This is a genomic window from Sphingopyxis sp. PAMC25046 (assembly GCF_004795895.1).
In the GTDB taxonomy this organism is placed as follows: Bacteria; Pseudomonadota; Alphaproteobacteria; order Sphingomonadales; family Sphingomonadaceae; genus Sphingopyxis.
Window position 1 is genome coordinate 52,461 of the sequence record NZ_CP039250.1, and the last position, 20,923, is coordinate 73,383.

Annotated in this window: 18 protein-coding genes; 7 read left to right on the forward strand and 11 right to left on the reverse strand. The window is 64.3% G+C overall.

Translation table 11 applies throughout. From position 1 onward, the window contains the following. Positions 1–47 precede the first annotated feature (47 nt). Positions 48–518 carry a MarR family transcriptional regulator gene (locus E5675_RS00290; RefSeq protein WP_136172927.1) on the forward strand — a complete coding sequence of 157 codons (471 nt, stop codon included), beginning with the start codon at positions 48–50 and terminating at the stop codon, positions 516–518. Positions 519–1,048: 530 nt separating this feature from the next. On the opposite strand, the gene E5675_RS00295 is transcribed toward E5675_RS00290, so the two are convergent. Then, positions 1,049–2,464, reverse strand: a complete 1,416-nt coding sequence (locus E5675_RS00295; protein ID WP_136172928.1) for an amidase family protein — start codon at positions 2,462–2,464, stop codon at positions 1,049–1,051. Then, positions 2,461–3,729, reverse strand: coding sequence for an MFS transporter (locus E5675_RS00300; RefSeq protein ID WP_168707767.1), 1,269 nt, complete (start codon positions 3,727–3,729; stop codon positions 2,461–2,463). The genes E5675_RS00295 and E5675_RS00300 overlap by 4 nt, the downstream gene beginning before the upstream one ends. A gap of 311 nt (positions 3,730–4,040) precedes the next feature. Here E5675_RS00300 and E5675_RS00305 point away from each other — a divergent pair, with 311 nt between their 5' ends. The 3 genes from E5675_RS00305 (at position 4,041) to E5675_RS00315 (ending at position 7,981) form a co-directional block, all read left to right on the forward strand. After that, entirely contained in the window at positions 4,041–4,913 is an 873-nt protein-coding gene (locus tag E5675_RS00305; RefSeq protein WP_136172930.1) for an alpha/beta hydrolase-fold protein, read from the forward strand. Positions 4,914–4,948: 35 nt separating this feature from the next. Continuing rightward, positions 4,949–7,231 carry a TonB-dependent receptor gene (locus E5675_RS00310; protein WP_136172931.1) on the forward strand — a complete coding sequence of 761 codons (2,283 nt, stop codon included), beginning with the start codon at positions 4,949–4,951 and terminating at the stop codon, positions 7,229–7,231. A gap of 87 nt (positions 7,232–7,318) precedes the next feature. Then, positions 7,319–7,981: a TetR/AcrR family transcriptional regulator gene (locus E5675_RS00315; protein ID WP_136172932.1), complete on the forward strand. Its 663-nt coding sequence runs from the start codon at positions 7,319–7,321 to the stop codon at positions 7,979–7,981. 340 nt (positions 7,982–8,321) lie between these two features. Here the strand turns inward: E5675_RS00315 and E5675_RS00320 are convergent, their stop codons facing one another. From E5675_RS00320 to ectA, 9 genes are all read right to left on the reverse strand, one after another. Continuing rightward, positions 8,322–8,606 carry a helix-turn-helix domain-containing protein gene (locus tag E5675_RS00320; protein ID WP_136172933.1) on the reverse strand — a complete coding sequence of 95 codons (285 nt, stop codon included), beginning with the start codon at positions 8,604–8,606 and terminating at the stop codon, positions 8,322–8,324. Positions 8,607–8,683: 77 nt separating this feature from the next. After that, on the reverse strand, positions 8,684–10,042 hold the full coding sequence (locus tag E5675_RS00325) for a site-specific integrase (RefSeq protein WP_136172934.1): 1,359 nt from the start codon (positions 10,040–10,042) through the stop codon (positions 8,684–8,686). Between the two features lie 269 nt (positions 10,043–10,311). Next, positions 10,312–11,670: an MFS transporter gene (locus tag E5675_RS00330; protein WP_136172935.1), complete on the reverse strand. Its 1,359-nt coding sequence runs from the start codon at positions 11,668–11,670 to the stop codon at positions 10,312–10,314. Beyond that, positions 11,655–12,923 carry an MFS transporter gene (locus E5675_RS00335; RefSeq protein WP_136172936.1) on the reverse strand — a complete coding sequence of 423 codons (1,269 nt, stop codon included), beginning with the start codon at positions 12,921–12,923 and terminating at the stop codon, positions 11,655–11,657. Before E5675_RS00335 ends, E5675_RS00330 begins: the two co-directional genes overlap by 16 nt. 21 nt (positions 12,924–12,944) lie before the next feature. After that, positions 12,945–14,384: an aspartate kinase gene (locus E5675_RS00340; protein WP_136172937.1), complete on the reverse strand. Its 1,440-nt coding sequence runs from the start codon at positions 14,382–14,384 to the stop codon at positions 12,945–12,947. Next, positions 14,381–15,301, reverse strand: a complete 921-nt coding sequence (gene thpD, locus E5675_RS00345) for an ectoine hydroxylase (protein WP_136172938.1) — start codon at positions 15,299–15,301, stop codon at positions 14,381–14,383. Before thpD ends, E5675_RS00340 begins: the two co-directional genes overlap by 4 nt. A 29-nt stretch (positions 15,302–15,330) precedes the next feature. Next, complete coding sequence (locus E5675_RS00350; protein ID WP_037557429.1) at positions 15,331–15,732, reverse strand: ectoine synthase; 402 nt, start codon at positions 15,730–15,732, stop codon at positions 15,331–15,333. Positions 15,733–15,749: 17 nt separating this feature from the next. Then, positions 15,750–17,054, reverse strand: coding sequence for a diaminobutyrate--2-oxoglutarate transaminase (gene ectB, locus E5675_RS00355; protein ID WP_136172939.1), 1,305 nt, complete (start codon positions 17,052–17,054; stop codon positions 15,750–15,752). Positions 17,055–17,058: 4 nt separating this feature from the next. Continuing rightward, positions 17,059–17,514 (reverse strand): diaminobutyrate acetyltransferase, encoded by a 456-nt coding sequence (gene ectA, locus E5675_RS00360; RefSeq protein ID WP_247594907.1) that lies wholly within the window; start codon positions 17,512–17,514, stop codon positions 17,059–17,061. Between the two features lie 327 nt (positions 17,515–17,841). On the opposite strand from ectA, the gene E5675_RS00365 reads away from it, so the two are divergent. From E5675_RS00365 to E5675_RS00375, 3 genes are all read left to right on the forward strand, one after another. After that, complete coding sequence (locus E5675_RS00365; RefSeq protein WP_136172940.1) at positions 17,842–18,321, forward strand: MarR family transcriptional regulator; 480 nt, start codon at positions 17,842–17,844, stop codon at positions 18,319–18,321. 173 nt (positions 18,322–18,494) lie between these two features. Then, on the forward strand, positions 18,495–19,703 hold the full coding sequence (locus tag E5675_RS00370) for a CoA transferase (RefSeq protein ID WP_136172941.1): 1,209 nt from the start codon (positions 18,495–18,497) through the stop codon (positions 19,701–19,703). 3 nt (positions 19,704–19,706) lie between these two features. Beyond that, a complete protein-coding gene (locus tag E5675_RS00375) occupies positions 19,707–20,921 on the forward strand; it encodes an acetyl-CoA C-acetyltransferase (RefSeq protein WP_136172942.1) in 1,215 nt (404 codons plus the stop codon). Positions 20,922–20,923 lie beyond the last annotated feature (2 nt).

Here is a 20,923-nt window from a genome sequence, read left to right on the forward strand (position 1 = left end):
GGCTGGTTGATGATATCGGTCAGCCGAAACAGGGAGGGAGCGAACAAATGCGCGATCAAGATGACAGCGCCCGGGATGCCGAAGCCGCGGCTACGCCGAGCGTCGTGCGCACGGTCGAGGCACTTTCCCGTGCTGCCGCACGGACTGGGAGCGTCGCCGAAAAGCAACTTGTCGAAGGCGCGCGGCAATTGTTGCGGGCAAGGCTGAAAATGGCCCGGATCGCGCCCAAGGGACTGTTGCGCGATTCCGCCTGGGACATGATGCTCGAACTGTTCATCAATGGCGAAGAAGGTGGTATTCTTTATGTGAAGCAACTCATGCTGATGTCGGGAGAGTCCTCGACCGCAGCGATGCGGCGCATCGACCGGCTGGAGGAAGCGGGATTCGTCGAAAGATTTTCCGATCCCCTCGATGGCCGTCGCGTCATTGTTCAATTGAAAGACATCGGGCGCACCGCGATGCTGGCGATGTTGCAGCATGTTTTTGAAACGGACACACAGCCTCCGCCGATCGAATAGAGCTTTCAAGTTCATTCCTGACAGCTCTTCGCCGCAGGAAAAGAATTGCCCATTTTTTGTCTGCTTTCTCGCACCGCGCAACAATAGCTGCCTGTCCGCGATCGGCCATTTCCAGCTTTCGCGACCCGGGGGCGTGAGATCGGCCCAATGAGTGACGACAGCTCCGTCGAACTTAACGGCGAAATCGCCGTCGATCTATTTTCCGTCGTCCCACTCCGCAGTGACTGCGCGTCGAAGGTCCTCGCGCCAAATGAGCATCTCCCGACGATCTTTCACGACGGATGTGTCCCTCGCCGCCGCTGGATAAATTTCCGACCGATAGCCATCCGAGCGGTTCGTTGTGCGCGGTACCCTCGGAAAGGGCGATCGCGACCATATCGACGCGGACGACGCCCGCTTCCAGCAACTGTGCCGGCCGGCTGTCGGAAGCTTGCACCATTCAGGGTTTTCTCGTCATTAGCTCACCGCGGCGGCATCCGGCGTTGCGGCCGCATGGCGCTTCAACACGGCGCCGAAACTTTCGTTCGTCATCACGCGCCGACCCAGATCGGCGGGGTGTGACGCCACCATGCAATGGCATCTTCCAGCTGGTATGCGAGCGCGAGCAGAAGTGCCTCGCCGCCGGGCCGGGTTGCCAACTGGACGCCGACGGGCAATCCATTGTCGCTGAAACCCATCGGCAGGCTGATCGAAGGCGAGCCGGCAAAATTATCGATCCAGCAATAGCCGGCATAGTCGAGCAGATGATCGCGCGTGTCGAGCCATGCGGTGTCGGGTCCGAAGACGCCGGTGCGGATGATTTCGGTGCTGAAAGTGGGGGTCATCCAGATATCGATCTCGTCCAGCAGCGCGAGATAGGATGCGACGTTTTTCTCCATAAGCGCCCATGCCGCGTCATATTGCTCGTCCGAAATCCGGTTCCCCTGTTCGACGATCGTTTGAGAGCGATATTCGAGATCGACCGGGGTGATGACCACGCCGAGAAGTTCGGCGACCGCCCCCAGGCGCCGCGAAAACCTGCCTTCGGTTATGTCGCTGAGCGCAGAGATCGCGGCGCGCGCGTCGAAGGGCAGCTGGCCGTCGCTGACGTCATGGCCGAGGCGGCCGAGCAGACCGATCGTGTCAGCAAAGACCCGCGCGACGCTCGCGTCTGGATCCGCGCCGCTGCGCATCACCGTGCTGTAGGCATGGATGCGGAGCTTGCTGTCGATCGGCGCGGTTACGAGCGGCACCGGCGTGAAGGCTGCGTCAGGCGCGCGCGTCTGGGTTGCTGCGAGCCAGGCGGCGGTGTCCCGCACCGTGCGGCTGACGCAGCCATCGACATTCAGGTCGGCGATCGAGCGCATCGCCTCGTCGCCGATATTGCGTCCGCGCGATGGCTTGAGACCAACGAGGCCGCACGGCGCCGCGCCATGACGGATCGACCCCAGCCCGTCGCTGGCATGGGCGACCGGTACGACGCCGGCCGCCACGGCCGCCGCGCCGCCGCCTGACGAACCGCCGGGGGTGCGGTCGAGGCTCCACGGATTGCGGGTCACGCCCACCAGCGGCGATTCGGTTACCACATTGAGCCCGAGTTCGGGCATCGCCGTGCGGGCGATGGAGATCAGACCGGCGCTGTTTATCGCACGAGCGTAGGGCCCATCTTCGACGGGGATGTAGTCGCGGAGCACAACCGCGCCAAAGCTCGACCGGGTGCCCTTTTCCAGGATCGAATCCTTGATCAGGGTTGGGAGACCGCCAAGCGGTCCCGGGCGAGGACCGGCTGCCTGCGCGCGGGCGCGGTCGAAGCAGGGCCATGTGATGAAATTGAGCTGCGAATTGACCGCTTCGGCACGTTCGATCGCGCGTTCGACCAACGCCGCCGAAGTCGTTTCCCCGGCCTCGACCGCTTCACGCATGCTGGTCATATCGTCGGGACGGTCGGTCGTAATGATGGCGGTCATACTTCTTCTCCTGGAAACGGGGATCGCACGGCGCGGACCGTGGCGGCATAGGGGCGCTGGGCGAGCGTCATCAGGACAGCGGCGGCAAAAAGCGAGGGAATGCTAACGATCGCTACCGAATAAAGCATGCCACGCGGCCCGGCCATCAGGCTTGAGATCATGCCGACCGCGAGCGGTGACGCCGCGAGGGCCAGTGCATTGGCGATGCCGAGCAGGGTCATCACGCGCGCCCGCAGAGCGGCGGGCGCGAGGTCCTGAAATATCCCTGGCATCAGCGCCGAACCGGCCACGCCCATCGCGCCCTGAAGCGCGGCGATGGTGTAGGCCTCAAAGGGGGAGGTGACGAAGGGCAAGAACAAGGCGGGCAACGGTGTCAGCCAGAGAAAGAAGCTCGTCGCCTTGATCGGCGTAAGCCCGCCGCGCCGTCCGAATTTCAGCGCGATGCCGGGAAGAAACACGCCGATCAGCGTCGCGGCGGTGACCGCCGTACCAAGCCCCACGCCAACGGTCGCCGGATCGATGCCGAAGGCACGCGGCAAGGCGACGGGGAACCAGATGAGCGCCGAGGTCATCGCCACCGCCATGGCAAATATCGAACCGCAGACACAGGCGAGCGTGCGCCAATGTGCTTGGGCGTAAGGGGCAAAGCCCGGCGCTTTGGGCGGGGTGGCCGTTTGCGCCGCATGAACGGGCGATCCGTGCCCGGCAAGCGGCATCGTTGCAATGAGTAGGAGGAAGACCGGGCCGGGCAGGGCGATCATCACCATCGCGACGCGCCATGTATCGACGCCTGCGAGCCAGTCGGGCAGACTGCCGGGCGATGCTCCCAACCATTCGAGCATCGCCCCGCCGAGCGCCATGCCGATCCCGGCGCCAAACAGCGATCCGCCATAAAAGATCAGATTGGCCGTGTTGCGCCTATGTTCGGGGAACAGGTCGGGGATCATCGCATAAATGATTGGGATCAGCCCGGCTTCGCCGATTGCGATGCCGACCGTCCCCGCGAAGAGGCCGCCGAAGCTATCCTGAAATGCGTATAGGACGGTCGAAAGCGACCATATGCCGACCCCGATCGCGAGCAGCAGGCGGCGGCCGTAGCGATCGGCGAGCCAGCCCATCGGGTAGCTCGCGACACAGGCAAAGACCGCCATGCCGAGCCCCTGGAGCATTCCGAGCTGGAAGTCGGAGAAGCCGAACGAAACCTGGAGGCCGGGCGCGATCAGGTTGAGCATCTGCCGGACGACGAGGCCATAGAAATTGGCCATCAAAAGAACGGCGAGACCATACCAGGCTAGCGCACGAACCCCATCGGAGGCCGGCCGCGCGGCGGACTCGGCTGCCTCGTGCCTGGTCACTGGCGAAGAAGGCCTTTCTGCGGTCAGGCCCGAACTGCTCGTCATGTCCCTTCTCCCGCGACTGTAAGGCAACGACCTATACCGATCATCATTGCCGCACAACAAATAAGTTGACCTTATTGTAAAATGATGTGATGAGTCGGATATCGGAGGCTGGGCATTTCTGAAAAATCACGATTGGTACGCAGGTCTCGAGCGGCCGTTAAGGCAGGAGTAACGCGATGCAATTTTCCGTCCGCGCTTCGGTCGAGCAATTCACGCTCGCACATCCCTTTCGCGAGGGGCTGCTCCAGATCAGCGTTGCGGTCCCGGCGATCGAGGCGGCCGATGCGCCCATTCCGGTGCTCTATATCGTCGACGGCGACATCCTGTTCGGCATGGCGGCGGAGATCGGGCGCGCGGTTTCGACCGTGGAGGGGTTTCCGGCGCACTATGTCGTCGGGATCGGCTATGATGCGGCGTTCGCCGATGTCATGCGGCTGCGCACGGCTGATCTCGCCCCGCCGATCGGGGCCGAGGCGCTCGACGATCTCGGGGCGTTCGGCACGGCGATAGGCGGCGAAAACAGCGGTGGTGCCGACGCATTCCTGGCCTTCCTGATAGAGACGCTGCGGCCCGAGATCGCGGCGCGCTATCCGCAGACGGTCGGCGGCGCGCCGATCCTGTTCGGTCATTCGCTCGGGGGCCTTTTCGCCGCCAATGCCCTGTTGACCCGGCCCGACAGCTTCGCGTCGTTCATCATCAGCAGCCCGTCGCTTTGGTGGGACGGCTTTTCGATTCTCCAGAAGTTATCCGGCTTCAACCAGCGGCTCGCGCGGCTGCCGCAGCAGCCGCGCGTGTTCGTCGACGTTGGCGCCAAAGAGCAGGACGTGCCGACGAGCGTACCCGACGGGATGGGCCTGACGCTGGAGGAAGCGCAGGCACAGGTGCGTGCCGCGCGCATGGTCGACGGCGCAAAGGATTTCGCTGGCGCGCTGCGCGATTCCGGCGTCTCGAACCTGCGCCATGTCGCCTTTGCCGAAGACGATCACGTCTCGGTCGCACCGGCCGCTATCCTTCACGGCATGCGATTTGCGCTGGGCCGCGGGGCGTGAAGCGCATCCAAATCAGACCAACTGGGAGAGACGATATGCGACGTTTGAACGGGATATTTGCCGGCACCGCTCTGGTCGCTGTCATCGCAACACCATCGGCGACGTGGGCACAGGACGCCGACCCGGCCGCGCCCGATGAGATCGTCGTGACCGCGCAAAAGCGCGAGCAGCGGCTGATCGACGTTCCGTCTGCGGTCACGGCCGTGAGCGGAGATGCGTTGACGCAGCGCAACCTCACCCGCATCGAACAGTTCGCCGCTTTTACGCCCGGCATATCGTTCAGCGAGGGGCTGACTGGCCCGCAGCTTACCGTTCGCGGGCTCAACGCGAGCGGCCAGGGCGCCACGACCGCGATCCTCGTCGACGATGTGCCGCTCACCTCTTCATCATCGTACCAGCAAAGCACGACGCCCAACTTCGACACCTATGACCTTGAGCGGATCGAGGTGCTGCGCGGCCCCCAGGGAACGCTGTACGGTGCCTCAGCGCTCGGCGGGCTGGTGAAATATGTGACGAAGGCGCCCAATCTTTCCCGCGTCGAGGGATCGGCGCAGCTGGAACTCAATCACGTCGACGATGGCGAAACGGGAGGAAGCGTCCGCGCGGCGCTGAACCTGCCGGTTATCCAGGACAGCGTGGCGATCCGCGTTTCGGGGCTTTACGAGCGTCTTCCGGGCTATATCGACAATCCGCTGGGCAATAAGCGAAACGTCAACAGCGGGGAACGCTATGGAGTTCGCGGCGCCCTCTTGTGGCAGGCCACTCCCGACTTCAGCGTCCGGCTGAGCGGCATCTGGCAGCGCGACGATCGCGACGCGCCCGTCAGCATCGACGTGGTCGGCGCCGCGCTGACGCCGGCCACGCCGCCGGAGAACGCCACCTCGATCGCCAATCGGGGCGCACTGCAACGCAATCTGCGCCTCGGCGAACCGATCAAGCGCAAGTCGCAGCTGTATAGCGCGACGTTGAACTATGACGTCGGCTTCGCATCGATCACGAGCATCACCAGCCTAGCCAAGATGAATTTTCAGCGCAGGAAGGTCCTGACCCATTATAATGCGGCGCCGGGCGTGACCTTCGGCGACGTGCTCAGCGGGGCTTATGGGCAGCCGGTCGACATCCGGAGCAACGATTTCACCGCGGTGCGCCGCATCAATCAGGAAATCCGGCTCGCGTCAGCGCCCGACTCCGGACCGATCGACTATCTCGTCGGCCTTTTCTATACCGACGAAAAAAGCTCGATTGCCCAGTTCTTCGACGTAACCAGCGTTACAACGCCGCCGGAGATCCTGACGCTTCCGGTGCCGGGCGGCGGCTTGTCTGTTCCCGCCCGATATCGTGAGCTCGCCGGCTTTGCGCAGCTGACCTGGCATGTGCTGCCCACTGTCGAGGTTACGGGCGGCGCCCGATATTCGCGCAACCGGCAACGATCGCAAACGACGCGCTTCGCGGGCTTCGTTTCGCAATCCTTCGTCGATGTCACCGATCCGGCGTCGAAAACCAAAGAGGGAAAAGCCACCTGGTCCGGCGCGATCAGCTGGCACCCGGCCGAGCGGGTGACGCTCTATGCGCGGGTGGCGACGGGGTATCGGCCGGGTGGTCCCAACCTCGTGCCGGCGGCGCCGCCGCCGGGGTACCGGACCAGCTACGGCGCCGACACGACCGTGAATTACGAACTGGGCGCGAAAGGCGAATTGTTCACTCGCCGCCTGACCTTCGACATCTCGGCTTTTTCCGTCGACTGGACAAATATCCAGATCCCGACGTCGGTGGTCGATCCGGATACGGGAGTTCCCAACAATTTCACTGATAACGGCGGCAAGGCGCGTAGCCGCGGAGTCGAATATGCGCTGCGGCTCGCGGCATCACCGCAGCTTTCGTTCTTCGTCAACGGCGCTTACACCGACGCTAAGCTGCGGGCAGCCGTCCCGAGTATCGGCGGCCTTCGGGGCGATCGCCTGCCCTATGTGCCGACCTTCACGAATACAGCCGGCTTCGACTATCGCGTGCCGGTCGGCGGCGACGCGACGATATTCCTGGGGGCGGACTGGACCTATGTGGGATCGCGCAATTCGGACTTTGTAGTCGGCGGGCTCGCGGCGCCGCAGACCGGTCATGAACGGCTTCCAAGCTACAGCACAGTGAACCTGCAAGGCGGAGTCGAGCTTGGCCAGCACCGCCTCGACCTCTATGTCACGAACGTCGGGAATGCGCGCGGGCTTTATTATTATCTCAGCGGCGATGGGGCGGGGGGGACGGGCAATGCTATCGTCCAGCAGCCGCGGACCTTCGGCGTTCGATTCCGTTCGAACTTCTGACGACAGGCTTGTCCAAAGGACGGGGCGCCCCCGCTCCCTTCCATCGTCAGGGTTGAATTTTCCCACGGCTCCGTGGAAACCCCGCTCATGAACGAGGCCGATATCGTTACCGACATTTCCCGCACGACGAACCTTGCCCAAAAACCGCGCCGCAGCCAGGCCGACCGCAGCGCGGCAACCCGCGCCAAGGTGATCGCGGCGGCGCGCGATGTCTTGTGCGCCCAGGGCTATTCGGGGGCGACGATGCACGCGATCCGCGACGCTGCTGGCATGAGCCTCGGCGCGATCCAGCATCAGTTCCCGACCAAGGCTAAGCTGATGGCCGCCGTCGCCGCTGAATTCTCTGCCTATCGGGTTTGGGTATATCGCGAAGCCATTCGGCGCGGACGCTCGCCTAGAGAATCAATGGAGAATCTGATCGACGCGAATTTCAAGATGATCAGCCGGCCCGAGATGGCAGCGGTTCTCGAAATTCATCTCGCGCGCCGCAAGGATCCGGATCTCGACCGCGAGGTGGGACCCAGCACCCGCCGTTTCGACCGCCGCGTGCGGTTGTGGGCCTATTCCATCCTGCGCGCCGCGGGAATAGCGGAAGATGAAACGCATTTGAGCGTCCAGCTCCTTAATAACGCGGTCTCCCGCGGGCTGACCGTGGAATACATCCGGAATCCGGACGCGGCCTTCATCGAGCGTGCCGTGCAAATCTGGAAGAAGCAAATGCTCGATCTGATTTTCGGTGCCGGAGGATGATTGCGACGGATGGCGCTGTCGCCGTCGGGCGGCGCGGGCCTAGGGCGCACGGCTGGCGTTGTCCTTGCTGTTAACTACGTTGCCCAAATGCCCTGCTGGAAACAACTGAGGTCTTTGCACCGTCTAATTGGCTGTGTTCGACTGAAGAACTGCTTCGGGCTTCTGGCCTACGCTCGGAAATTTACCAGCTTTGGACTCGCGAACGCTTCCTAGACGGCCGAGTATCTGTCCGCTTCTTTCGGTTTCGGACCCGAAGCTGCCCGACCGCAATCGGCCAGAAGCGACGGGTAAGTCCGAAGCCGGCACCGAGTATATCGATGCCGGCTCATATGTTTCTTCGTTAATCCTTCGTCACTTTGGAGGGTGTTTGTTTGGCGGGCCTTGCCTCACCCAAACCCGGATCTGAGGTCGATTGCCGCGTTCCAAGCTCGGCCCACGCATCGAGATCGTCTATCGCGTAGACCACTCGGCCGCCCAGCTTTCGATATGTCGGGCCTGTACCGTAGCATCGATGCTTCTCGAGAGTTCGAGGCGATAGGCCGAGGTGTATGGCTGCTTCCGGCGTCGTCACATAACGAGGCTTGATCGTCGTATCGGTCGTCGACGGTTTGATGTCATTGGACATATCTTACTCCTTGTAACTGGGCGATAATTAGCCCGATTAAAGGAACGGTTCTGGCTCGGGGCGTGACCTTGCTCTCCTCAAGCGGCGAGAGATTCTCCGCTCGCGTCGGCGGCGTGCTCTTCTGCAACAGCGGTCGCCAGAAAGCTCGCAAGAGCCTGCTTTCGAGAAGCATGATCGAGGGCGTAAGCCGTCAGCTTGTAATGCGCGCCATCGAGAAGGCCCTGGATATATCCGGCTACCGTGTCTGCGGCGGCGATGAGCGCGGCATCCATCGTGTGGATATAGCGGCCGGTCACCGACCCCTTGGCATGCCCCAGAAGCGCGGCGACCGTGGTCTCAGTAAAGCCGAGATCATTCGCGATGCTTGCAAAACTATGCCGCAGCACATGGGGCGTGATGTCGTCAAGACCGCATCCGCCGAGGATCTTCGTCCAGTGATCGGGAAGAGCGCCGAAGGCGTTGTCGCGGCCTGTGCCCGGAAACACATAGGTTCGGCCGTCTGACATCTTCTGTTGTTGCAGGCATTCGATAACAGACAAGCCGACGGGCCGAACCGATTTTCCTTCCTTGCTATCTTCCAAGCGAAGGCAGCTGCCTTCGATGTCGACTTCGCTCCACCGGAGCTTGGTGAGTTCGCTGCGACGACAGCCGGTGAGCGCCAGCAGTCTGATAATCTGCGCGGCTATCTCATGTTGCCCATCGATCTCCGCTTCGCGAAGTTTGGTACCGATCAAGCGATACTCGGCTTCCGACAGTCGGCGATCGCGGACATTGTCTTTTGGCTTGCGGATGCCGAACGCGGGATTGGTTTCGATGATGCCAGCCTCGACAGCATAGGTCAGTATTCCTCCCAGCAAGCCAATAGTTCTGGCGGCAGTACCGGCGCCGCCTCTCACAATCGCCTTACCTCGCAGTTTCGCTGTCTTGACGTTGACCGCTGTCTTGCCGGCCATGATGTCTTTCATCGCCTTGTTGATGTCCGCCTTGTCCAGATCCTTGACCCGCCGCGGTCCGAGCAGCGGCACAATATGGCGGTGGATACGACCAGTGTCGGTGTCGACAGTCGATTGTTTCTTCGGTCTCCCGCCTTTGCCGAGGATCAAGCCGGCATTGAGGTCGGTCAAATACAAGGTGCAAAGTTCTTTGACCGTAATCGCTTGCCTGTCGATCTGCCGCTCTTCCTGCGGATCTTCGCCTTGAGCCACGCGGCCCAACTGAATGCGCGCTTCCCGGCGCGCCATTTCGGGGGTCCAGACGCCGTGCATACCGATCGTTAGACGCCGGGATCGCCCTTGGGTGCGATACTGGATGATGTAGCTGCGCTTGCCAGAAGCGAATATCCGGATGCCGAAACCCGGCAGTTCGTCGTCCCAGATGATATAATCCTTCACCTCGGCGACAGCTGCCTCTACAAGGCGTTTTGTGATCCTGCCCATAGGCTGCAACCTCTTCGAACCGTACCGCTTCCGCGAAAGCACCGCGTAAGCAACAGGGAGTGTATTCTCGGCGGGCCTAGGTTAGCATCGGCGGAAGCGATTTTCATCTTTCCGATTTAATATGAGTAGCTTAAGGTATAAAAACAGGCTCTGGCGTTGAATGGCGTAGCCTGTTAGTACCCGCTCCGAAGGCAGAGGCCAGGGGTTCGAATCCCTTCGGGTGCGCCATTTCCCTTCCATTTCAATTTGTTATATCGCTGCTGCGCCGCCTATCCGCCGCTGGAAGCGGGGGTCGCCTTTCGCGTAAAAGGATCTTCGCGCAGCGATCGCCCGGCCGTTTCCGGCATGAAACGCAGCGCCGCCAGGCCAACCAGACACGCCAGCATCATATAATAGGCGGGCATCAGCGGGTCGCCGGTGAGGGTGATGAGGCCGCTGCCGACCATCGGCGCGGTGCCGCCGAAGATCGAGGTCGAGACATTATAGGCGATCGCGAAACCCGCGAAGCGCACGGCGGTCGGGAACATCGCCGGGAAGGTCGCCGAGATCGTCGCAAGCTGTGGCACATAGAGCAGGCCGAGCGCCATGAAGCCGATCAGCGCGCCGGTGAACCCCGTCCCGATCAGCATATAGAGCGGCACGACGCCGAGCAGCAGCCCGATCAGCGAGCAGCGCCACATCGCGCGGCGGCCCACGCGGTCGGACAGCGCCCCCGCGAAGGGCAGGAATACCATCATGAAGAGCATGCCGATGATCGGCACGAGCAGCGCTTCTTCGTTCGACAGGCCGATCCGCCGCTGGAGATAGGTCGGCATATAGCTGAGCAGCGAATAGTTGACGACATTGAGCGCGACGACGAGTCCGCCGACGACGAGCAGCGGGCGCCAATAGTCGCGCAGCATGATCGCGATGCCGGGCGGCTTGCGCCTTTCGGCCGACGCCATTTCCTCGCGAAAGATCGGCGTGTCCTCCATCTTCGAGCGAACATACATGCCGATGAGCCCGATCGGCCCCGCGATCAGGAAGGGAATGCGCCAGCCCCATTCGTGCATCGCCTGATCGCCGAGGTGCAGCGAATAGCCGAGCATCAGCGCCGCGCCGAAAGAGAAGCCCGCGAGCGTCCCGAATTCGAGGAAGCTGCCATAGAAGCCGCGCCGTTCGTCGGGCGCATATTCGGCCATGAAGGTCGCCGCGCCGCCATATTCGCCGCCGGTCGAAAAGCCCTGGAGCATTCGGAGCAGGATCAGCAAGGTGGGCGCCCAGAAGCCGATGCTCGCATAAGAGGGAATCAACCCGACCGCGAAGGTCGCGCCCGCCATGAGCAGGATCGTCATCGCGAGCACCGACTTGCGTCCGATACGGTCGCCGAGCGGCCCCCAGAACAGCCCGCCGAGCGGCCGGACGAGGAAGGAAATGGCAAAGGTCGCGAGCGCGAACAGTACCGCATCCTCGGTCTCGCCGGGAAACAGCGCCGCCGAGATATAGGTCACGCCATAGGCATAAATGCCATAGTCGAACCATTCGACCGCGTTGCCGAGCGCCGAGGCTCCGACCGCGCGGTGCAGCGGCGTGGGCTCGCGAAAGGGGGGCGGGTGCCCCGGGGCGTGGGTCGTTACGGGCTTTTCCATGGCTCACCTGTTTGCGGAGGGGATTCGGACGACGGCTCCGGGCCGGCGGGGTCGAGCAACGCGGCGACCGGCGTCGTGCGCGGCAGAATCTGGAAATCCTGCTGCGCCGCGCCGGGGACGGGCGCGCTGGTAGCGAGGCGCCACAGGCCAAAGCCGAGCATCGCCGCCGCCGCGAACGCGACGAAAAGGAAGAGTCCGCCCGCGCCCGCGAACGTCATCGCCGCCGCGCCGCCGAGCGGACCGAGCGCCGCGCCGGTCGAATAGAGGAGGACGAGCTGCCCGCTCGCGGTGACGCGCTCCGACGGGAGCAGGCGGTCGTTCGCGAAGGCGACGCAAAGTGGGTAGAGCGCGAAGCTGAGCCCGCCGAACAGCGCGCCGAGACCGAGCAGCAGGACTCCGGTCGGCGCGGTGGCGAGCGCGATGCTGACGGCGAGGGTCGCGGCGAAGCAGGCGATGATAACGCGCCGCCGGTCGTAACGGTCCGACAGGCGGCCGAGCGGCCATTGCAGCGCCACGCCGCCGAGGATCACGGTCGTCATGAAGGTCGCGGTGTCGGCGAGGCTCAGGCCGATCCGGCGCGCGTAAATGGCGGCAAGGCCATAGAAGGCGCCGAGCAAGAGGCCGGTGATCGCCGCGCCCGCGACGCCGAGCGGTGAGGCTTCGAACAGGCGCCTCAGCGGCAGCGAGGCCACATCCTCGAGCAGCGGCGCAGTCGCGCGGGTTAGGCAGACGGGGATGATCGCGAGCGAAATCAGGATCGAGGCGAGTTCAAAGGGAATCTGCGGAGCGGTGTTGCCCGACCGCAAGATAAGCTGGCCGAGCGCCTGCCCCGAATAGAGCGCGACCATATACCAGGCGAGCACCGTGCCGCGCGTGTTCGCCTCCGATCGGTCGCCCAGCCAGCTTTCGACGCAGATGAAGACTCCCGCGACGCACAGCCCGTCGACGAGGCGCAGAACCGCCCAAAGGACGGGCTGCTGGAACAGCGCGTAAGTGAGCGTGCTCGCCGAGAGCAGCGCGACGAAGGCGGCAAAGGCCCTGATATGGCCGACCCGGCGCACGACCTCGCCCGCACGTAGCGCGCCGACGACGAGCCCGGCGAAATAGGCGGTCGCGACGAGGCCGATGACCATTGTGCCGCTGCCCACGCGTTCGAGGCGGAGGCCGATCAGCGTCGACAGGAAGCCACTGCCCGCCATCATCACGAAAATCGCGACCAGCAGGCTCCGCACGGGCAGGATCGTTGCGAACATCGACCGCGTCCGGCCGCCGCGTCACGCGGCGCGCCGGCCCTCCGCGGCCGCATCGACGTCTTCGACGAGCGCCTTGTGCAACACGCGCACCGCGGCGTCGAAGTCGCGGCTGTCGACGATGAACTGGATGTCGACGTTGCGGATCTGATGCTGCATCGCGATCATGCCGATGCCTGCATCCTCGAGCGCACGCAGAGCGTCGGGGACGAGGCCGGGGCGCGAAATGTCGCTGCCGATCGCTGCCACCATCGCCACCGGCTGCGCCGAGATAGCGGCTTCGGGATAAGCCTTCTGCAGGTCGGCGATCACCTTTTTCACCGCGTCGGCGCTCGCCGACAGATAATGGGTGATCGTGTTGGCGTTCGACGACTTGCTGACAATCCATATGCGGTGGCGTGTCAGCGCGTCGAGGATCGCGGCGTCATAGCCCTTCACGCCGACCATATCCTGTTCGAAGAAGGTCAGCGCCTGCATCTGGCGGATGCCGGTGACGATCTCGACGCGCGGCACGTCGGATACATAGTTGCCCGTGACGAGGGTGCCGCCATCCTCGCGGTCGAAGGTGTTGCGAACGCGTAGCGGAATGTCGGTCTGGCGCAGGCCGCGCCCGGCGCCCGGATGGATCGCCTCCATGCCGAGGTTCGCGAGCTGGTCGGCGACGTCGTAATTGGTGCGGCCGATCTTGCGCGCCTTGTCCTCGCCGACCAGCTTCGGGTCGGCGCTCGACAAATGGAATTCCTTGTGGATGATCGCTTCGCGCGCGCCGGTGAGCACCGCGAGCCGCGAGAAGGTCATTTCGGTATAGCCGCGCGCGTAGCGGCGCACCATGCCGCCCTCGCAGCCGGCATAGCCGGTGACGATCGGCAGCGTCGTCGCAAGGTCGATCGCCGCGAAGGCGTCACCGATCCGTGCGTCGAGGCTGCGCAAATCGTCCTGGTCCCACAAGGTCAGGTCGACGAATCGCGCGTTCACGTCGCGGTCGCGCAGCAATAGGGCCGTGCTGTGCGCGCTGTGCGCCTCGCCGATCCCGGCGAGCAGTTCGCGCACGGTCATCAGCTGTTCCTTGACACAGAAGCGGCCGTGAGCGCGGAGGCGCGCAAGGTCTTCGAGGCATGCCGCGACCGTGGCGATGCGCGCGTCGACGAAGGCGTCAGCCTCGTCGCGGCTTTCGGGCCGCGCGAACATGCCGGCGTTGCGTTCGTGCATCGCGCGGCGGACATCTTCCATCGCATCGCGCCAGCCGTCCATATCCTCGTCGACGACGAAGCGGCCGTAGACTCCCGGCGCGCCACTCTTCTTGTTCTCGAGCAACAGGTCGGTCATTCCGGCGTAGGCCGATACGACGAATATGCGCCTGTAGAGATCGGCGCCCGAGCGGCCCGCGATCAGCACATTGTCGAACAGGGTCGCGGTCGCGGCCATCGAGGTGCCGCCGATCTTTTCGACGCTATGCCCGGTCATGCGGCCACCGCCTCGGCGAGCGGGCCGCGTTCGATCGCCAGCGGTTCGGGTTCGCCGCGACGCGCCAGGAACCAGGGACGCGGTTTGTCCACGCCGAATGGCTTTTCGAGCCGGTTGCAGACGGCATTATATACGAGGAAGGCGTTGGCGCGCGGGAAGGGCGTGATGTTGCCGTTCGATCCGTGCATCAGGTTGCAGTCGAACAGGATCACCGTGCCCGGCTTGCCGGTCGGCGCGACGATGCCATGTTTGTGCGCGAGTTCGGCGAGGTTCTCCTCGTCGGGAACGCCATATTCCTGTTTCTTGAGCGAGCTCAGATAATGGTCGTCGGGGGTTTCGCCGACGCAGGTGAGATAGGTGCGGTGCGACCCCGGGATGACCATCAACGGCCCGTTGTGCGGGGTGTTCTCGGCGAGCAGCACCGACATCGACAGCGCGCGCATCCGCGGCATGCCGTCCTCGACATGCCAGGTCTCGAAGTCGCTATGCCAGTAGAATTCCTTGCCCGTGAAACCGGGTTTGTAGTTGAGGCGCGACTGGTGGATATAGACCTCGTCGCCGAGCAGGAAGCGCGCGACGTCGGCGAGCCGCGCATCGGCGGCGAGCCGCGCCATCACGGGGCTCTGTGCGTGAATCTCGAAGATCGAACGGATTTCGTTGCCCTGCGGTTCGGTGACGATGGTATCGCCATCGAGCGCGGCGGGGTCGGCGAGCAGCGCCCCCGCGGCCTTTTGCAGGAAGGCGACTTCGTCGGCCGAAAAAATATCCTCGAGCACGATATAGCCGTCGCGGTCGAACTGCGCGGCCTGACGCGCGCTGATCGGCGCGTCATTGCTCCATTCGCTATGGACGACAGGGTCCTGCCGCGGCCGCATTTCGGCCTCGGGTGCGTGGCGCGATGGGTAGAGGTCTTGCATCGGACGTCTCCCTTTCTGTTTTGTGATGGTCAGTCGGCGGCGACGAGGTCGGCGTCGGCCGGATAAGCGCCCGTTTCGTCGTGCACTTCCTTGCCGGTCACCGGCGGATTGAAGGCGCAGGCCGTCAGAATGTCGGTTTCGGGCCGCACGATGTGCCGGTCATGCTCGTTGAGCGCGTACATCACGCCGGGTTCCAGCCGGTGTATTTCGCCGGTGCCCAGATCTTCGATGGTTCCGGTGCCCTTCAGAACGAACACCGATTCCAGATGATTCTGGTAGTGCATCTTGAGCTCGGTGCCCGCGAACATGGTCGTGACGTGGAAGGAAAAGCCCATGCCATCGTCCTTGAGCAGCATGCGGGCGCTCGCCCAGCCGTCCGAGCGGACGTTGCGGTCGGATTTGCGGATATCATTCAGGTTGCGAACGATCATGTGGATATCTCCTGTGTTTATTCGGCGGCGACGGCATAGTCGGCGGCCATCGCCTGACGGATTTTGGTTTCGAGGATGTCGAGCCCGGTGCCGAGCACGGCGTCGTCGATGACGAGCGGGGCGAGCACCTTGATCACCTCGTCGTGCGCGCCGCTGGTTTCGATGATCAGGCCGGCGTCGAAGCAGGCGGCGGTGACGGTCGCGGCCAGTTCGCCCGACCCGACATTGACGCCGCGCATCATGCCGCGGCCGCGCACCTCGAAGCCATGTTCGGCCGCGATGCGATCGAGCCGCATCGCGAGAAGCTCGCCGCGTCGCTCGATGTCGCGCTGGAAATCGCCGGTGCTCCAGAAATGCCTGAGCGCGGCGGTCGCGGTGACGAAGGCGTGATTGTTGCCGCGGAAGGTGCCGTTGTGCTCGCCCGGCGACCATTGGTCGAGCTCGGGGCGCAGCAAGGTCAGCGCAAAGGGCAGGCCCATGCCCGAGAGCGATTTCGCGAGCGTCACGATATCGGGGGTGAAGCCCATATCCTCGAAGCTGAAGAAGCCGCCGGTGCGGCCGCAGCCGGCCTGAATGTCGTCGACGATGAGCAATGCGCCATGCGCCTTGGCAATGTCGGCGATGCGGCGAAGCCACTCGGGCGAGGCGGCGTTGAGCCCGCCTTCGCCCTGCACCGTTTCGACGAGGATCGCCGCAGGCGCGTCGAGCCCGCTCGATGGATCGGCGAGGCGCTGTTCGAGCAGGTCGGCGGTGTCGACGTCGGGGCCGTAATAGCCGTCATAGGGTTCGTGTGCGACGTGGGAAAGCGGTACACCCGCGCCGCCGCGTTTGGTGGCGTTGCCGGTGCAGGCGAGCGCGCCCAATGTCATGCCATGGAAGCCGTTGGTGAAGGCGATCACCATTTCGCGGCCCGTGACCTTGCGCGCAAGCTTGATCGCGGCCTCGACCGCGTTCGTGCCCGTGGGCCCGGTGAACATCATGCGATAGTCGAGCCCGCGCGGCTTCAGGATCGTCGTTTCGAACGCATCGAGGAAATCCCGCTTGGCGTCGGTGTGCAGGTCGAGCCCGTGCGCGATGCCGTCGGCGGCGATATAATCGAGCAGCGCCTGCTTCAGGATCGGGTGGTTATGACCATAGTTGAGCGTCGAGCAGCCCGACAGCAGGTCGAGGTAGCGCCCGCCCTGGTCGTCGTGCATCCACACGCCTTCGGCCTTGCCGAACTGGCGCGGCATCGAGCGGGCATAGCTGCGCACCGCCGATTCGCGGCGCTCATAGATCGTCCGGTCCGGAATCGCGCCGGACGGCTGGGGTGTCGTAATCATCTGCTTATCCCTGTTCTGCGTCTATCTTGGTGCGGTCGATCGGCCCGATGCGGGCCAGATATTCGGTGGCGTGGGCGCCCGCGAAATGGGCTTCGCGCTCAAACAGCGCGCTGCGTTCCAGTTCGGCGCCCCATTTGCGCGCGAGGCTGCGGAACAATCCCCACGACGCCTGATTGTCGGCGGTGATCGTGGTGATCATGTGCGTCACGCCATCCTGTTCCGGCCTGGCGAGCAGGTCGGCGATCATGCGGCTCGCGAGTTGCTTCCCGCGTCCCTCGGTCGAGACGGCGACCTGCCACACGAAAAAGGCCGCAGGATCCGACGGCGGGCGATAGCCCGACACCCAACCGACGATCCGCCCCGCCTTTTCGGCGATGACGCAATGGTCGGCGAAATGTTCGCACTGGAGCAGGTTGCAATAACGGGAATTGCGATCGAGCGGCGGGCACGCCGCGATCAAAGCGGTGACGGCGGGGCCGTCCGACGCGATCGGCCGGCGGAATCCTATATCGGCATCTGCGGCCGGGATCGCGTCAAAATCTTTCCCTGGAGGCAATGACTCTTCGTCTTTTTGCCGGTCTAGTATCTTTCATCTCCTGAAATAAATTTCGGATTTACGCAGCCTACTTAGGCGGCGACTCGCCCAAAATATAAGGGTTGAAGCCAAGCGTTCAACCCGCCGCCGCAATTTTATTTCATATATCGAAATATATGACAGCCCTGTGTCACCCGCACGCGATCAGGGATAAGGCGTTGGCGCGCGCGGGGCGGGCGGCTAACAGGGCGCATGGAGTCCGAAATTGCGAACGCGACGTTGAAGGCCTTGCGGCGCGTCCTGCGCGCGACCGACGGCGGCACCCGCAGGCTGGCAGTCGCCACCGGCCTCACGCCGTCACAACTGCTGGTACTGCGCGAGATCGACGCCGGCGACGAGGTGACCCCCGGGGTCGTCGCGCAGCGACTGGAGTTCAGCCATGCGACCATCACGGCGATCGTCGACCGCCTCGTCGCGCTGGGTCTCGCCAGCCGGACGCGCAGCGTACAGGACAAGCGGAGGGTCCTTTTGGAAGCGACCGAATCGGGTCGCCGCCGCCTCGTCGAAGCGCCGGATCTGCTACAGGAAAAGTTCGAGGCGGGATTCGCTGCGCTCCCGGGGTGGGAGCAGGCGATGATCCTGGCGGGCACCGAGCGTCTGGCCGACTTGCTGGGGGCCGGAGATGTCGATGCCGCGCCGCTACTCGATACCGGGGCGATCGATCGCGATTGAAGCGGCCGGGCGCATATTTCCGAAGATCGCCGCGCGGCATCGGGGAGCCTTGTTTTTGACTGGCCGAGGCTGTTAGTAGCGAGGGCGGCCGCCGGGGGGGCTATCCCCCTCGGATACGCCGGACAGCTTCGACCGGCCGTTCGAGCCGATGACCTTGGGGAGACGGGCGCCAGATGTACGACCTGCTGGCCGGCCTGTCGGTGATCGAAGCTTCGTCCTTCGTCGCCTCCCCGACCGCCGGGCTTTACTGCGCGCAAATGGGCGCCGAAGTGATCCGCGTCGACCAGATCGGTGGAGGACCCGATTTCCGCCGCTGGCCGGTGACCGCGGCCAATGATTCGCTTTATTGGGAAAATCTCAATCGCGCGAAAAAGTCGGTCGCGCTCGACCTCGGGCGGCCCGAGGGGCGCGAGCTGTTGCAGGCGCTGGTGCGCGCGACGGGACAGTTCATTACCAACTTCCCGGTCGGCGGCTTCCTGTCGCACGACGCGCTCGCCGAGGGGCGCGCCGACCTGATCACGGTGCGCGTGATGGGCTGGGCCGACGGCTCGCCTGCGCTCGACTATACGGTGAACAACAGCGTCGGTTATCCGATGCTGACCGGGGCGGGGCCCGAACCGGTCAATCATGTGCTGCCCGCATGGGATCTGCTGACGGGCGCCTATGCCGCCTTCGCGCTACTCGCCGCGATACAGCGGCGGAACGTCAGCGGCGAAGGCGGCGAGGTGCGGCTTCCGCTGTCCGACGTCGCGATCGGCACCGTGGCAAACCTCGGCGGGGTTGCAGAGGTGCTTTATTCGGGCGCGAATCGCCCGCGGCTCGGCAATGCGGTCTATGGGCTGTTCGGGCGCGATTTCGTAACGCGCGACGGACGGCGCACGATGATCGTGGTCGTCACGCCGCGCCAATGGACGAACCTGATCGCCGCGCTGGGGCTCGGCGAAGCGATCGCCGCGATCGAAAGCGAGCGCGGCGTGTCCTTCGCGACCGACGACGGGCTGCGTTTCGACCACCGCGACGCGCTCTATCCGCTGTTCGAGCGCGCGATCGCGGCGCGCGACCATGACGATCTGGCGGCCGCCTTCGACGCGGGTGGGATCGTCCATTCGCCCTATCGCACCATGTATGACGCGGTGCAGGACCCCGCGCTCGTCGCGGACAATCCGATCTTCGGCGCCGCGGATAATCCGAGCGGCTTCGCCTATCCTGCAGCGGGTGCCTTTTCGACGATCCCGCAGGCGAAACGCGAGCCGCCGCGCGCGGCTCCGCTCAACGGCCAGCATAGCGAAGACGTGCTGGCCGATCGCCTTTCGCTTTCCTCGGGCGAGATCGCCCGCCTGATCGATGCCGGTATCGTCGGCGTCGCCAACACCGGAGACTGACACATGACCCTGCGCCGCGCCGCCATCGTCGCCCCGATCCGCACCGCTGTGGGAAAATTCGGGGGCGCGCTTTCGTCGATGACCGCGGGAGAGCTCGGCGCCGTCATTTTGAAAGCGCTCATAGAACGCACGAAGATCGACCCGGCGCGCGTCGACGATGTTGTCTTTTCGCAAGGCTATGGCAATGGCGAGGCGCCGGCGATCGGTCATTGGTCGTGGCTTGCCGCGGGGCTGCCGCTCGACGTGCCGGGCTATCAGCTCGACCGCCGCTGCGGATCCGGCCTCCAAGCCGTCGTCAACGCCGCGATGATGGTCCAGACGGGCATGTCCGACGTCGTCGTCGCGGGCGGCGTCGAATCGATGTCGAACGTCGAACATTACAGCACCGACATTCGCAAGGGCGTTCGCGCGGGCAACCTCACGCTTCACGACCGGCTGACGCGCGGGCGGCTGATGTCGCAACCGGTCGAACGTTTCGGCGTCATCACCGGCATGATCGAAACCGCCGAAAATCTCGCCAAGGATTACGGCATCTCGCGCGAAGCAGCCGACGCCTATGCGGTGCAAAGCCATCAGCGTGCCGCCGCGGCATGGGCGAAGGGGCTGTTCGACGACGAACTGGTGCCGGTCAGCGTGCCGCAGAAGAAGGGCGACCCCATCGTCTTCGCGCACGACGAGGGCTACCGCGCCGATGCGACGATCGAGACGCTCGGCAAGCTGCGTCCGCTCGAGGGCGGTGTCGTCACCGCGGGCAATGCAAGCCAGCAGAATGACGCCGCGGCGGCGTGCCTCGTCGTCGCCGAGGACAAGCTCGACGAACTCGGGTTGGAGCCGATCGCCTGGTATCACAGCTCGGCGGCGGCGGGCTGCGACCCGAGTCGCATGGGCATCGGTCCGGTGCCCGCGGTCGAGCGGCTGTTCGCGCGCAGCGGCCTCGGATGGGGCGACATCGATCTTGTCGAGCTCAACGAAGCCTTCGCGCCGCAGGTGCTCGCGGTGCTGAAGGGCTGGGACTGGTCGGACGACGACAGCCGCAATGCGATCTTGAACGTCAACGGATCGGGCATCTCGCTCGGCCATCCGATCGGCGCGACCGGCGGGCGTATTCTCGCCAATCTGACGCGCGAGCTGGTGCGCCGCGACGGGCGTTACGGGCTCGAGACGATGTGCATCGGCGGCGGGCAGGGCATCGCCGCGATCTTCGAGCGCGCTGCCTGAGC

Coding starts and splice junctions, on each gene's coding strand:
- E5675_RS00290 (WP_136172927.1), top strand. CDS start 48: ATGCGCGATCAAGATGACAGCGCCCGGGATGCCGAAGCCGCGGCTACG.
- E5675_RS00295 (WP_136172928.1), bottom strand. CDS start 2,464: ATGACCGCCATCATTACGACCGACCGTCCCGACGATATGACCAGCATG.
- E5675_RS00300 (WP_168707767.1), bottom strand. CDS start 3,729: ATGGCCAATTTCTATGGCCTCGTCGTCCGGCAGATGCTCAACCTGATC.
- E5675_RS00305 (WP_136172930.1), top strand. CDS start 4,041: ATGCAATTTTCCGTCCGCGCTTCGGTCGAGCAATTCACGCTCGCACAT.
- E5675_RS00310 (WP_136172931.1), top strand. CDS start 4,949: ATGCGACGTTTGAACGGGATATTTGCCGGCACCGCTCTGGTCGCTGTC.
- E5675_RS00315 (WP_136172932.1), top strand. CDS start 7,319: ATGAACGAGGCCGATATCGTTACCGACATTTCCCGCACGACGAACCTT.
- E5675_RS00320 (WP_136172933.1), bottom strand. CDS start 8,606: ATGTCCAATGACATCAAACCGTCGACGACCGATACGACGATCAAGCCT.
- E5675_RS00325 (WP_136172934.1), bottom strand. CDS start 10,042: ATGGGCAGGATCACAAAACGCCTTGTAGAGGCAGCTGTCGCCGAGGTG.
- E5675_RS00330 (WP_136172935.1), bottom strand. CDS start 11,670: ATGGAAAAGCCCGTAACGACCCACGCCCCGGGGCACCCGCCCCCCTTT.
- E5675_RS00335 (WP_136172936.1), bottom strand. CDS start 12,923: ATGTTCGCAACGATCCTGCCCGTGCGGAGCCTGCTGGTCGCGATTTTC.
- E5675_RS00340 (WP_136172937.1), bottom strand. CDS start 14,384: ATGACCGGGCATAGCGTCGAAAAGATCGGCGGCACCTCGATGGCCGCG.
- thpD (WP_136172938.1), bottom strand. CDS start 15,301: ATGCAAGACCTCTACCCATCGCGCCACGCACCCGAGGCCGAAATGCGG.
- E5675_RS00350 (WP_037557429.1), bottom strand. CDS start 15,732: ATGATCGTTCGCAACCTGAATGATATCCGCAAATCCGACCGCAACGTC.
- ectB (WP_136172939.1), bottom strand. CDS start 17,054: ATGATTACGACACCCCAGCCGTCCGGCGCGATTCCGGACCGGACGATC.
- E5675_RS00365 (WP_136172940.1), top strand. CDS start 17,842: ATGGAGTCCGAAATTGCGAACGCGACGTTGAAGGCCTTGCGGCGCGTC.
- E5675_RS00370 (WP_136172941.1), top strand. CDS start 18,495: ATGTACGACCTGCTGGCCGGCCTGTCGGTGATCGAAGCTTCGTCCTTC.
- E5675_RS00375 (WP_136172942.1), top strand. CDS start 19,707: ATGACCCTGCGCCGCGCCGCCATCGTCGCCCCGATCCGCACCGCTGTG.